This is a genomic window from Microcystis sp. M144S2 (assembly GCF_020246065.1).
Classification (GTDB): domain Bacteria; phylum Cyanobacteriota; class Cyanobacteriia; order Cyanobacteriales; family Microcystaceae; genus Microcystis; species Microcystis ichthyoblabe_A.
This window is the reverse complement of the sequence record NZ_JADBTR010000006.1, coordinates 77,165-89,697: the sequence shown is the minus strand read 5'-3', so window position 1 is coordinate 89,697 and position 12,533 is coordinate 77,165. Positions and strand designations below refer to the sequence as shown.

General features: G+C 43.4%; 11 protein-coding genes. 6 read left to right on the top strand and 5 right to left on the bottom strand.

The window, feature by feature from the left end; translation table 11 throughout:
• Positions 1 to 2,788, top strand: a 2,788-nt coding sequence (locus IM462_RS01040; RefSeq protein ID WP_287714763.1) for a CHAT domain-containing protein, incomplete at its 5' end; no start/stop codon positions are given.
• On the opposite strand, the gene IM462_RS01035 is transcribed toward IM462_RS01040, so the two are convergent.
• Entirely contained in the window at positions 2,785 to 3,159 is a 375-nt protein-coding gene (locus IM462_RS01035) for a hypothetical protein (RefSeq protein ID WP_185240105.1), read from the bottom strand. The genes IM462_RS01040 and IM462_RS01035 overlap by 4 nt on opposite strands.
• A 128-nt stretch (positions 3,160 to 3,287) precedes the next feature.
• Positions 3,288 to 5,840 carry a leucine--tRNA ligase gene (leuS, locus tag IM462_RS01030; RefSeq protein ID WP_002775659.1) on the bottom strand — a complete coding sequence of 851 codons (2,553 nt, stop codon included), beginning with the start codon at positions 5,838 to 5,840 and terminating at the stop codon, positions 3,288 to 3,290.
• Positions 5,841 to 6,274: 434 nt separating this feature from the next.
• On the opposite strand from leuS, the gene IM462_RS01025 reads away from it, so the two are divergent.
• From IM462_RS01025 to IM462_RS01015, 3 genes are all read left to right on the top strand, one after another.
• Positions 6,275 to 6,850 carry a hypothetical protein gene (locus IM462_RS01025; protein ID WP_287700488.1) on the top strand — a complete coding sequence of 192 codons (576 nt, stop codon included), beginning with the start codon at positions 6,275 to 6,277 and terminating at the stop codon, positions 6,848 to 6,850.
• Between the two features lie 6 nt (positions 6,851 to 6,856).
• Positions 6,857 to 7,225 carry a DUF1818 family protein gene (locus tag IM462_RS01020; protein ID WP_287700490.1) on the top strand — a complete coding sequence of 123 codons (369 nt, stop codon included), beginning with the start codon at positions 6,857 to 6,859 and terminating at the stop codon, positions 7,223 to 7,225.
• Between the two features lie 65 nt (positions 7,226 to 7,290).
• A complete protein-coding gene (locus IM462_RS01015) occupies positions 7,291 to 8,361 on the top strand; it encodes a YheT family hydrolase (RefSeq protein WP_287700603.1) in 1,071 nt (356 codons plus the stop codon).
• A 10-nt stretch (positions 8,362 to 8,371) separates the two neighbouring features.
• Here the strand turns inward: IM462_RS01015 and IM462_RS01010 are convergent, their stop codons facing one another.
• Positions 8,372 to 9,367 carry a carbohydrate kinase family protein gene (locus IM462_RS01010; protein WP_287700492.1) on the bottom strand — a complete coding sequence of 332 codons (996 nt, stop codon included), beginning with the start codon at positions 9,365 to 9,367 and terminating at the stop codon, positions 8,372 to 8,374.
• Positions 9,368 to 9,790: 423 nt separating this feature from the next.
• On the opposite strand from IM462_RS01010, the gene IM462_RS01005 reads away from it, so the two are divergent.
• Positions 9,791 to 10,261, top strand: coding sequence for a GNAT family N-acetyltransferase (locus IM462_RS01005; protein WP_287700494.1), 471 nt, complete (start codon positions 9,791 to 9,793; stop codon positions 10,259 to 10,261).
• Here the strand turns inward: IM462_RS01005 and IM462_RS01000 are convergent.
• Positions 10,197 to 11,054 carry a sensor histidine kinase gene (locus IM462_RS01000; RefSeq protein WP_287700496.1) on the bottom strand — a complete coding sequence of 286 codons (858 nt, stop codon included), beginning with the start codon at positions 11,052 to 11,054 and terminating at the stop codon, positions 10,197 to 10,199. The genes IM462_RS01005 and IM462_RS01000 overlap by 65 nt on opposite strands.
• Positions 11,009 to 11,596: an L-threonylcarbamoyladenylate synthase gene (locus tag IM462_RS00995; protein WP_130757173.1), complete on the bottom strand. Its 588-nt coding sequence runs from the start codon at positions 11,594 to 11,596 to the stop codon at positions 11,009 to 11,011. Before IM462_RS00995 ends, IM462_RS01000 begins: the two co-directional genes overlap by 46 nt.
• A 240-nt stretch (positions 11,597 to 11,836) precedes the next feature.
• Here IM462_RS00995 and IM462_RS00990 point away from each other — a divergent pair, with 240 nt between their 5' ends.
• Positions 11,837 to 12,364, top strand: a complete 528-nt coding sequence (locus tag IM462_RS00990) for a GIY-YIG nuclease family protein (protein WP_287700498.1) — start codon at positions 11,837 to 11,839, stop codon at positions 12,362 to 12,364.
• Positions 12,365 to 12,533 lie beyond the last annotated feature (169 nt).

Here is a 12,533-nt window from a genome sequence, read left to right as displayed (position 1 = left end):
TCTCGCTGCTGCTTACTCAGACAGAATCAGAGGGAATAAAGCTGAGAATTTAGAAAAAGCGATCGCCTACTACCAAGAAGCTTTGAAAGTTTATACTTTTGACGCATTTCCCGAAGATTGGGCAATGACACAGAATAATCTCGGTGAAGCTTACCGTAACAGAATCAGAGGGGATAAAGCTGATAATGTAGAAAGGGCGATCGCTGGTTACAATGAAGCCTTGAAAGTGAGGACTTTTGAGGCATTTCCCCAAGAATGGGCAAGTACACAGAATAATCTCGCCTTAGCTTACAGTGACAGAATCAGAGGTGATAGAGCTGAGAATTTAGAAAGGGCGATCGCTGCTTGCCATGAAGCTTTGAAAGTTTATACTTATGACGCATTTCCCCAAGAATGGGCAAGTACACAGAATAATCTCGCTGGTGCTTACATTGACCGAATCAGAGGTGATAGAGCTGATAATGTAGAAAGGGCGATCGCTGGTTACAATGAAGCCTTGAAAGTGAGGACTTTTGAGGCATTTCCCCAAGAATGGGCAAGTACACAGAATAATCTCGCTAATGCTTACTCATACAGAATCAGAGGGGATAAAGCTGATAATTTAGAAAAAGCGATCGCCTACTACCAAGAAGCTTTGAAAGTTTATACTTTTGACGCATTTCCCGAAGATTGGGCAATGACACAGAATAATCTCGCCAATGCTTACAGGGACAGAATCAGAGGGAATAAAGCTGATAATTTAGAAAAGGCGATCGCCTACTACCAAGAAGCTTTGAAAGTTTATACTTTTGACGCATTTCCCGAAGATTGGGCAGGTACACAGAATAATCTCGCTACTGCTTACCGTGACAGAATCAGAGGGGAGAAAGCAGAGAATTTAGAAAGGGCGATCAAGTCTTATCACAATGCCTTACAAATCTATACTAAAGACAGTGATCCCCTCAATTGTTTACTAACTGCCCGTAATTTAGCTAACCTACACTACGATCAAAAACAATGGCAACCGGCCACAGAAGCCTATAATACTGCCATTGAAGCGGTAGAGAATGCCCGCTTAGAAGCCCTTAACCCCCAAAGTCGCCAAGAGGTTTTATCCAATGCTATTGATGTTTTTTATCGCATCGTACAAGCCCATCTTAATCTCAATCAGCCTGAGAAGGCATTAGAATATATCGAACGCAGTAAAGGGCGTAATCTGGTGGAATTAATGACTCAGAAAAATCTGCACCCCCAAGGCGTTAGTCAAGAAATTATCGCCCAATTAAATGAATTAAAACAACGAGTTGTTAACGAGCAAATCCGCTTACAACATCAAAGCATTAACCAGAATTTAATGGGTCGTGATAACTTAACTCCCTACGTTCAAGATCATAGTTATCTGAAAGAATATCAACAAGACTTAGATAATTTTATTGCAAGAGAAATTAAAGATCCTCTCTTTAACCTCACTCAAAAAGTTGAGCCTATTCCATTTACAGAAATTCAGGCTTTAACTGATGCTGAAACTTGTCTGCTGCAATGGTACATTACAAGGGAGAAAATACTCACTTTTGTCGTGTCTGCTGAGGGAGAGGTTAAAGTTTGGCAATCTTCCGAAGATGATATAAATCAATTATTTGATACAATCAACAATTATCGACAGCTTTACTACTCCAAAAATGGCAAACAAGAATGGAGAAATCAACTGTCTAACCTCTTACAGACTTTTGCTGATACTCTGCATATTAATGATATTCTTGCCCTCATTCCCGATACTTGTCAACGCTTAATTATTATCCCCCATGTATTTCTGCACATTCTCCCTATTCACGCTTTCCCCGTCTCTAACTCCCCCCTTTCTAATATTTCTCCCTCTAACTCCCCCCTTTCTAATATTTCTCCCTCTAACTCCCCCCTTTCTAATATTTCTCCCTCTAACTCCCCCCTTTCTAATATTTCTCCCTCTAACTCCCCCCTTTTTAAGGGGGGTTGGGGGGGATCAGAATTACAAGATTTATTTCCCAAGGGTGTACAATATGCCCCTAGTTGTCAAATCTTGCAAAAAATCTCCCAAACTTTTCACCATTCCGACTTTAATAAACTGTTCGCTATTCAAAACCCCACCAAAGACTTATTTTACACCGATTTAGAAGTTAATATCCTCTCAACTTTCTTTACTGAACCTCAAGTTATCGCCCAAGATAACGCCACCAAAAACGTTGTTCTTCCTCACCTCAAATCCTCCGATAACCACTGTTATCACTTCTCCTGTCATGGAAGCTTTAACCCAGCTAATCCCCTTGAATCCGCCTTATTTTTAGCGAATAAGGAACCCTTAACATTAGGCGAAATCTTTGAACTGCGCTTGCATAAATGCCGCCTTATCACCCTTTCCGCTTGCGAAACTGGCATGATTGATATAAACTCTATCAGCGATGAATATATCGGTTTACCCAGTGGTTTTCTGTTTGCGGGAAGTCCCAGCGTTGTCAGTAGTTTATGGACAGTTGATGACCTATCAACCTCCTTCTTGATGATTAAATTATATGAGATTTTATTTGATGAGAATCAGCAAGTTTCTGTACCAGTTGCTTTAAAAACTGCACAAAATTGGTTGCAGAATTTAACTATTGAGGAATTGGACAAATTTCTGGAGCAATATCAGCCGCAAATAGACAAACATCTTGCCCAACTGCGACCAGGACAACGCCTACGATATGAACAATCATTGAAACAAATAAAACAACGCCAACCCCATCCTTTTATAAGTCCTTATTACTGGGCAGGTTTTATCGCTACAGGGATTTAAGTTTCAGAATTAGCACAAACCTTTTTCATACCCAACTTAAAAGCACAAATACCGATAGCTGTCGCTACACCAACAGGAATACCAGCACTCACAGAAATCGGTTCTATAAAAGGTGCAATCATACCCGATTGTAAGCCTTCTCTAACTTCCTCTTGACAGATAAATTGGCGACATTTTTTGAGTAAATCGCCAATAGATCTATCTGGTTCTGTACCAGTTTCTCGCATTAGCAGTAAAGGTACAGCATCCTCAAGATAACCTTCGCATTCTTCAATCGCATCCAAAGCAGCGATCGCACTTGGATTGTCTGCCAATTCAGCGCGAAACTGGGCAATTTCTTCGGGAGTAACTTTAGTTGATTCAATATCCATAGGTTATTCTTATTTACAGACAATACTGATTGTATAGTTTCTATTTTGCCATCTAAAGTGTTAATCTGACTGGTTACTGATAACTGAAAAGGTTATTAATTCCCTACCATTGTGATAATTGCTGTCATTTAAACCACGACAAAATTAACTAATTTGCCCGGGACAACAATCACTTTTTTGATTTCCTTACCCTCTAAATAACGTTGGGCGATTTCTGATTCCAGGGCGAGGGTTTCTAGGGTGCTTTTATCGGCACTAGCGGGAACTTGTATCGTGCCTCTGGTTTTTCCCAAAATTTGGATGACAAGGGTAATCTCGTCCACAATAAGGGCAGTGGGATCAACTTTTGGCCAGGGTTGCAGGTGAATTGATTGACTATGACCTAAAGCTTGCCATAATTCTTCGCTAAGATGGGGAGCAAAAAGGGAAAGTAAGATTAATAGGGTTTCGATTCCTTCCCGATAAATGGGGGATGCAAAACACTTATTATCCCCTAAAGCGTTACTGAGTTTCATCAATTCGGAAATGGCGGTATTAAATTGATAATCTCCTTCTAAATCCTCGGAGATTTCTTTAATAGCGGTGTGAATTGCCCGTCTTAAATCCTTGTCAGTTTTCGAGAAAGTTTCTATTTTTTTGACTTGCTTGGGTTTATTTTCAATATATTCGCTGACTAAACGCCACACCCGATTAAGAAAGCGAAATTGTCCTTCTACCCCCGCATCATCCCACTGTAAATCTTTTTCTGGGGGTGCGGTAAAAAGTATAAACATTCGGGCAGTATCGGCCCCGTATTTTTCGAGAACTTTCAGAGGATCAACGCCGTTATATTTCGACTTAGACATTTTTTCAAAGAAGAAAGATAGAACTTCTCCCGTGTCTTTATCGCAATATTTATCCTCTTTATAGATAACATTTTCTGCGGGGACATATTTGCCAGTTTCGGGATTTTTGTAGGTTAATCCCTGTACCATTCCCTGGGTTAATAGACGGTTAAAAGGTTCATCGACATTAACTAAACCTCGGTCTCTTAAAACTTTGGTAAAGAAACGAGAATAGAGTAAATGTAGGATAGCGTGTTCGATTCCTCCGACGTATTGATCCACGGGCATCCAATCATTAACCTTCTCGAATTGAAAGGGTATATCTTCATTTTTAGCATCGGTATAACGGAGGAAATACCAACTAGAATCGATGAAAGTATCCATAGTGTCGGTTTCCCGTTTTGCGGGAGTGCCACAGCGAGGACAATCCACATTTACCCAGTCTTCTAATTTGGCTAAAGGAGAAGCACCTCGACCGCTAAATTCGACATTTTCCGGTAAAGTAACGGGTAAATTATCGATAGGTACTGGTACGGTTCCACAGTTAGGACAGTGGATAACTGGAATCGGACAACCCCAATATCTTTGACGGGAAATTAACCAATCCCGGAGGCGATATTGTATTCTAGCTTTGCCGTAACCTTGGGCAGTGGCATAATCAATAATAGCGGTTTTTCCTGCTGTAGAATTCAGTCCATTAAATTGAGCGGAATTAATCATAATTCCTGCTTCTGTATAGGCCTCTTTTAACTCAATTTCGCCACTTTCTGGAGTAATAACTATCTTAATTGGTAGGTTATTTTCCTGAGCGAATTTAAAATCGCGACTGTCGTGAGCCGGGACTCCCATTACTGCACCAGTACCGTATTCGTAGAGGACATAATCAGCAATTAAAATCGGAATTTCTTCACCAGTAAAAGGATTAATTGCCAGTCCTCCGGTTTTAATACCGCGTTTGGGTTTATCTTCGGCAGTTCTTTCTAATTCGCTTTCGCTGGCTATCTCTTGAATAAAAGTTTCTACGGCCGATTTTTGTTCGGGAGTGGTAACTTGTAAAGTTAAGGGATGTTCGGGAGCAAGTACCACATAAGTGACTCCATAAACCGTATCGGGACGAGTGGTAAAAACGGCAATTTTTTCTGTGGAGTTAACAAGAGGAAATTCTAAATAAGCACCTACCGATTTACCAATCCAGTTGGCCTGCATGGTTTTAACCCGTTCTGGCCAACCGGTAAGTTTATCTAAATCAGTGAGTAATTGTTCGGCATAATCGGTGATTTTTAGGAACCATTGCCGGAGTAATTTTCTTTCTACTTTAGCACCCGATCGCCAAGATTTTCCTTCACTATCTACCTGTTCATTGGCCAAGACAGTTTGATCGATAGGATCCCAATTCACTGCCGCTTCTTTTTGGTAGGCTAATCCTGATTCAAAAAACTGTAAAAATAGCCATTGGGTCCAACGATAATATTCCGGGGAACAGGTGGCAACTTCTCTTTCCCAATCGATAGATAATCCTAACTGTTGTAATTGCCGTTTCATCTGGGCAATATTTTGATCAGTCCATTTTGCCGGAGGAACTCCCCTTTCAATAGCGGCATTTTCTGCGGGTAATCCGAAAGCATCCCACCCCATGGGATGCAGGACGCGATAACCCTGCATTCTTTTCAGACGGGCAATCACATCGGTGATAGTATAGTTACGAACGTGACCCATGTGCAGGTTGCCTGATGGATAGGGGAACATGGAGAGGGCGTAAAATTTCGGTTTATCGGCGTTTTCTGGGGTTTTGTCCAATCCCATTTGCTGCCAAATCTTCTGCCATTTCTGTTCGATTTCTGCGGGGTTGTACGGCACTGGGGTCTTTTCTCCTGAGTTTTATCTATCCTTCCTATTTTACAGCAGCCGGCTGGGGGCGATTGCCAGTCTTGGGGTTATCTACCCTAGCAAAAACCCTCTGGGTTTTAAGTAAGTGGTTCTAATTAAATATGAAGATAGATTTTGGGTTCGATCCCCCCTATCGATTAGTCAGATATTTCTTAACAAAAAGAGAAGAAACTTAAAAAAAGGGGAAACGATTGATAGCTATAGTTTTGAAAGAAAGAATCAAGGTGGAGGTCAGCAAAAAAATGGAGAAATGGGCAGCCCAAGAATTACAGTATGGTGGAAAACTTGGCTGGACAGCTTAGTACAAGTGTTCTAAAAGTTTCGGAAAATCTAGCCGCGATGAATGGCAATCTTTGTGTGACACTATTTATAAAAAGGTTCCGCTCAATTTATTCTTGATCAATATGCTATTAAAATTACCTAAAAACCTGAAAATTAAGCGAATAGTATTATTAGTATTCTGCCTAGTGATAGGGATATTTGTCTGGTGGTTATCGTGGCAATCCACCGGGATGAGCCAAATTCAACGCCCCGAAACAGTTGCCCAACAAATTTACCAAGCAATGCCAGATTTACCGAAAGAAAACAACTATATCCGTCGAGAGACAGGAGCGATCGATCCGAATAATACCCTAATCAGTCGCTTTCTTCGTTATCATCAAGATACCAAAAAAAGATTTACTCTCATCCGTTTTGATTGGCAATTAACCCTAGGGGATTACCTAGGAGTGAACGAGAAAATCAGCGAAGAAAACTATCCCGGACAAGCAACCCTTACCGTTAACCCGATGGCTGCCGATATCAAAGCGATGAACAGTCTTAATCGTCGTCAACGGCAGCAGTTAGTCACCCTTCTAGTCGAAATTTATAACCCCGCTATTCTCCCCCAAGAAACCCCCAATCCTAGTCCTTCTCCTAGTCCCTCTCCCCCTCGTCCATCATTATCAAAACCGGGAGATGCTGACCTATTAAAATTCTAGAAAATTATGGAAAAAATTCTCAAGTATGGTTCGGGTTGGCGCCTGGGTTGGAATCCTACGGCAGCCGTTTATAAAGGATTAATTGGTGGCGATGATTGGGCGATCGAATTAACCGAGGCAGAGTGGCAAGATTTGCGTCGGTTACTATCACAATTGACCGCAACTATGGCGGCCATGGCCACAGAATTAATGGATGAAGAAAGTATTGCTTGTGAAGCGGAAAGCGAGCTTTTATGGTTAGAAGCGGCAGGATTTCCTGATAATTATTCCCTGCGATTGATTCTCTATCAAGGTCGCGGTTGTGAGGGCAATTGGTCGGCCACTGCCCTGCCAGAGTTGCTCGCTGCTTGGGACAATTTGCTTTACAATTTTTAAGAAAGCGGTGGACATAAGTTAATTTTTGTTTCCCCCTCTTGACTTTTAGATTCCCCTGTGCTGCCATGATTGCCCATCCGAGGACGAAGACCGATAATCTCACCTACACTCCGCCCCCATTGCTGAAAAACGGTTTTGCCATGACTCTCTATGTGTCCCTAAAAGCGCGAGAAACCTGGCAAAATACGATCGCTATTCCCGAACCAGTCTATCAAGAAACCATTTTCACCGGGGCCAATGCCGTCCCCATCTACGGGATTGTTTCCATTCCCCCGCAAGCGAAAGGAACAATTATCGGGACCTACGGCATCACGGGAGACTTAGATAATCAATGGTTTTTAAGGATTTTAGGCAGAAAAGCCGTAGCGAGAAACTACGCGGTCGTCCTCTTCGATTGGCGGGCCCACGGTAAGACAGCCGAATTATCCCCGACTCTCACCTCCGATGGCATCTATGAAGGGCTAGATTTCATTCATATTGCCGCCCAAGCTCAAAAAATGGGCTGTCCCGCTCCTTTTTGGTTCACAGGTTACTCTCTGGGGGGACAATTAGCCCTCTGGGGAATTAAATCGGCAGAGAATCAGGAAGATATGGGGATCGATCCCGCCCATATCGGTGGTGGGGCGGTAATTTGTCCTAATTTAGACTCTAATCGTTCCTTATCCTATCTCGTCCGGGATACCTGGGGGAAACATTTGGAAAAAGCGATCGCCAGGGAACTACGCAAGTTAGCCAAACGCATCCATAAAGCCCATCCCGATCATATCGATCCCGAAGCAATTACTCGCGCCACCACGATTGCAGGATTCGATCGAGAATTAGTGATTAAAAAGCTAGGATTTGAGACAGTCTATGACTATTATGCCGCTAGTAGTCCCTTGCCCTTTCAACCCTATTTAACTAAACCCACTTTTATCCTCTATGCGGCCGATGATCCCCTCTTTTCCCCCGCAGTTATTCCCGATCTGCAAGCAGCGATCGCTGATAATCCCCACGTGGATCTACTCTTAACCAACCACGGTGGTCATGTGGGTTATATCAGCAGTTTATCCTGTCAGCGTCAGTGGGGCGATAGCGATCGCTGGTGGGCATGGAATCGGGTTTTAGACTGGTTTGACCAAAAAACTGGCAAATAAGGGCTAGTTTCTAGGAGTCAAAGGCCGCTAGAAACTCCTCCACCTGTTCCCGAGTCGGTTGGGATGCGATCGCGCCTGCTCTTCTTGTCACCATTGCCCCCACCGCACAGGCATAAATCACCGCCTTACGCGCTAAATCGGCATTTTCCTCGATTTTATCGCCTCCAAGACCGGCACGAGCCAAAAAACCCGCCACAAAGCCATCCCCCGCCCCGGTTGTATCCACTACTTCCCCGGGAAAAGCCTCCACATTGCCGCTATTTTCGCCTAAATGATATTTACAACCTTTTGCGCCGCGCGTAACCAGAATTGCCCCTAAATTGGGGTATTGTGATGATATTTCTCCAGGGGTATCAGTGCCAAATAACCATGATGCTTCTTCCTCGCTACATTTGAGCAAATCGGCCTGGACGATAAAATCTCGAATGATATCAGGGGCAGCCTCAAGATTAGGCCAAAAAACCGGCCGCCAGTTGATATCGATCAATACTTTCACTCCGTAAATTTTAGCCAATTCGAGGGCGCGTTGCATTGCCCGGCGGGAAAGGGGATAGGCTAACCCTAGGGTTCCCATCACTAGATAATCGGCATTTTTAAACAGATTTTCGGGCAATAGGTCAGCATTAAGGGCAGTATCGGCAAAATCAGTCGTTTTTCTGCCGCCAAAACCCGCAAAATGTCTGTCTCCCCCAGCATCGCGGGTGACATAAACTTGTCGGGTGGGTAGGGTGGCATGATACTGTACACCAGTGGTATCGACTCCGAGAGCGTCTAGCAAGGCGATTAACTGTTCTCCGGGTTGATCTTTGCCCACACAACCGATAAAAGCCGAATTTATGCCCAATTTTCGCAATCCACAGGCCACGTTTGCCGGCGCACCCCCGGCGTAGGTTGTCCAAGAAGTTACTTGCTCTATAGCGCGATCGCTTTGATCGGCAATTAGATCATAGAGGATTTCCCCTAAACAAATGACAGACACCGGCGAATATCTTTGATTGTTAAGCATTGGTGTGGGGTGTGGGGAAGTGGGGTGTGGGCTTCGGCCGTGAGCTCAGCCGAACGGGTGTAGGGTGTGGGGTGTGGGGTGTGGGGAAGTGGGGTGTGGGGTGTGGGGTAATGGGTGTGGGAAGTGGGCTTCGGCCGTGAGCTCAGCCGAACGGGTGTGGGGTGTGGGCTTCGGCCGTGAGCTCAGCCGAACGGGTGTGGGGTGTGGGAAGAATAAATAAAAATAATCTCCTGACGACCGACTCCTATCTCCTGACTCCCGATCACTGATTAATAACTTGTCAAGAAATCACGATAAATAAACTAGAGATTATCTTAGACATTTAGTATAATCAAACACATAGATTAGGGGAAATTGCTCATAAATCAGCCCGATCGAGCGTGAATCCTCTTTTATTTTTTAGTCTTAGACTAAGGAAATATCATGGTTGATTGTAGTCGGATTCAGTTTGACGAGGATAAAAGCAAGATAGATCTATTGCAACTACGAGAATTATTTAATTTAACCGCATTTTGGGCAATTGATCGCCGTTTAGAAGATTTAGAAACCGCAATTGACTATAGTGATCCGGTGGTGACGGTGTGGAATGAGCGGCAATTAATTGGTTTTGCTCGCGCCATTTCTGACGGCATTTATCGGGCCACTATTTGGGATGTGATCGTTCATCCCGATTATCAGGGAGCCGGTTTAGGGCGTAAATTAGTAGAAACAGTTTTGGCCCATCCCCGAATAAATCGGGTGGAAAGAGTCTATTTGATGACTACTAATCAAGAAAATTTTTACCAGCGCATTGGTTTCCAAAGCAACGCCACCACGACGATGGTATTATTTAATCGTTATCCCGAGGAGTTTGCCTATCCGGCGATCGAGGTAAAGAAAAAACGATCCGTGTGAGCTTGTCCTGACTATTGTTATCGATTTGATCTAAGCTCATTTCCCCCCCCGAGACTTCGATAATGCCTTTCGCTAACTGAAATTTAAGACCGGGAGAAAGACCGAGAGCTTGAGTAAATTGTTTGACTTCTTCCGGCTTTGATTCTAAACTCAAGGGGGAAATTTCTGGCATTTGCCAGAGAGCGATTTCCCCCGGAAATTCTAGGACAATAGTGACTTTTTTCTCGCCAAGGGCGCTTACCGATATACAAATAGAGCCGCTCGTTAAGTTGGTGATCGCTGCATCGACTAGAAGGACAAGAGCGGAGTATAAACGCTGATAATCGGCAATAATAGCAATATCATCGGTTAAAGGGCTAAATTTAAGCTGAATATTGCGGTTAGCTGCCTGTAAATAGGTTAAACTTGCCCAATCTTGCCAGAGTTTAGTTAAAGAAAAAATTTCTTGATCGAGAGGTATAGTACCAGACTCTAGTTTAGAGAGATTAATCATCTCATCGAGCATTGCCATCAGTTTACGGCCCGCCAGTTGTCCCTGGGCGATAAATTCCCTTTCCTCGGCCGGACTTTCACAAAGATCGGCCAGAATCATTTGATGGAGACTGATCATACTGCTCAATGGCGATCGCAATTCGTGGGCAACCCGTCCTAAAAAACTGCTTTTGAGGTGATTAATTGCCACGGCCAGGTGATAAGCGAGGCGAGTTTGCTGTAATTCCCGTTTTAAAGCGTCAATATCGTCCATATTTACAGAAAAACTGCCCCTTGTCGTAAGATATCCCATCTTTGACATTGCCAACGTGCGACGGTGGAGGGTTGTCCACTATTGATTATTCCCCATGCTTGCCTTTCTGTGGGTGCTAAGACCGTCACCGAGGGAAAAGTAGTCATAATCGCCTCTGGAGTTAATAAAGGCTCTTGTCCTGACAGATTAGCACTTGTGGTCGCTAAAACACCAGTTCGACCGAGAATTTCTCTTGCGATCGCATGAGCGGGAACTCGGATCCCGATCGTGCTAGGATCCTTCGGGTTAAGAACTTTTGGTACTTTTTCAGAAGCAGGTAAAACCAAAGTTAGGGAGCCGGGCCAGTGTTTTTCGGTCATTTGCCGCCAAATTTCCCTTTCTTCCTGATTTCCCTTGACATAATCCCATAAATCTGCTGCTGAGGCCGCCATGAGAATTAAAGGTTTATCAAAAGTCCGTTTTTTAGCGGCAAAAACTAAGGCAGCATAGGGGGGAGAAACCGCTAAAGCGGGGACTGTATCCGTGGGAAAAGAAACCACTTGACCACTGAGGGCCGCGTGAACAATTTCGTTAAGAGAAGCAGTAGGCATTGAGAATTGATCATTTTTGGGGACTAATTTAGCCTAAAACTTTTTGGTACAATTTTAAACGGGTAGGGTTGATTCATGAATCAACCCTACCTTGAATCAACTCTACCTTGAATCAACTCTACCTTGAATCAACTCTACCTTGAATCAACTCTACCTTGAATCAACCTACTTGATCAGCGGGGTATCTGAAAGTTTTTAACACCTACCGACTTATCTCCAACCAATTATCGACAGTTAATTATGAACGAGCCTGATACTTTTGCTAATCTCGAACAATTAGAATATATTCCCTACCTAGATGCCACGGGTAATATCTGTGCTGATTTCCAGGGAAAAATCGGGGTTTATGCCATTTTTGATCGAGAGCAAGTCTTAGAGTTTGTCGGCTATTCTCGTGATATTTATCTCAGTTTAAAACAACATCTTGCCCGACAGCCCCAAGCTTGTTATTGGCTAAAAATCCAGTTGATTGAGCGTCCTAATCGGACTATTCTCGAATCGATTAAACAAGCTTGGCTAAGAGAAAGTCAGGCAGTAATCGGCAATGAAAAACTCTGGACAGAACCAATTGATGCTAAATTAGCCATGACTGAGACAGAAAAAGAAATTTATCAAAGTGCTGACGAAGTAGGGCAAATCAAGTTATTAAAACAGGTATCCAGACGAGTAGAAAACGATATTTTATCAACCCTAGAAAAACGGGGAGTACAGATGGAAATTCGTTTTAATCCCAAGTTAAAAGAACAGGGTTTGCTCGATTTAAAGTAAAAATTAAGTAGGTAGGCGTTAAAAGTTATCAGATGCCCCCCTTATCAAGGGGGGATTAAGGGGGGATCCCCACCCCCCTTATTAAGGGGGGACTAAGGGGGGATCGGCACCCCCCTTATCAAGGGGGGCAGGGGGGATCGAACCTAAAATTCATTTTTAATTTAATTAT

What these genes read in the sequence shown, in the direction of transcription:
- IM462_RS01035 (WP_185240105.1), bottom strand. Translation starts at nt 3,159, where the DNA reads ATGGATATTGAATCAACTAAAGTTACTCCCGAAGAAATTGCCCAGTTT.
- IM462_RS01025 (WP_287700488.1), top strand. Translation starts at nt 6,275, where the DNA reads ATGCTATTAAAATTACCTAAAAACCTGAAAATTAAGCGAATAGTATTA.
- IM462_RS01020 (WP_287700490.1), top strand. Translation starts at nt 6,857, where the DNA reads ATGGAAAAAATTCTCAAGTATGGTTCGGGTTGGCGCCTGGGTTGGAAT.
- IM462_RS01015 (WP_287700603.1), top strand. Translation starts at nt 7,291, where the DNA reads ATGATTGCCCATCCGAGGACGAAGACCGATAATCTCACCTACACTCCG.
- IM462_RS01010 (WP_287700492.1), bottom strand. Translation starts at nt 9,367, where the DNA reads ATGCTTAACAATCAAAGATATTCGCCGGTGTCTGTCATTTGTTTAGGG.
- IM462_RS01005 (WP_287700494.1), top strand. Translation starts at nt 9,791, where the DNA reads ATGGTTGATTGTAGTCGGATTCAGTTTGACGAGGATAAAAGCAAGATA.
- IM462_RS01000 (WP_287700496.1), bottom strand. Translation starts at nt 11,054, where the DNA reads ATGTCAAAGATGGGATATCTTACGACAAGGGGCAGTTTTTCTGTAAAT.
- IM462_RS00995 (WP_130757173.1), bottom strand. Translation starts at nt 11,596, where the DNA reads ATGCCTACTGCTTCTCTTAACGAAATTGTTCACGCGGCCCTCAGTGGT.
- IM462_RS00990 (WP_287700498.1), top strand. Translation starts at nt 11,837, where the DNA reads ATGAACGAGCCTGATACTTTTGCTAATCTCGAACAATTAGAATATATT.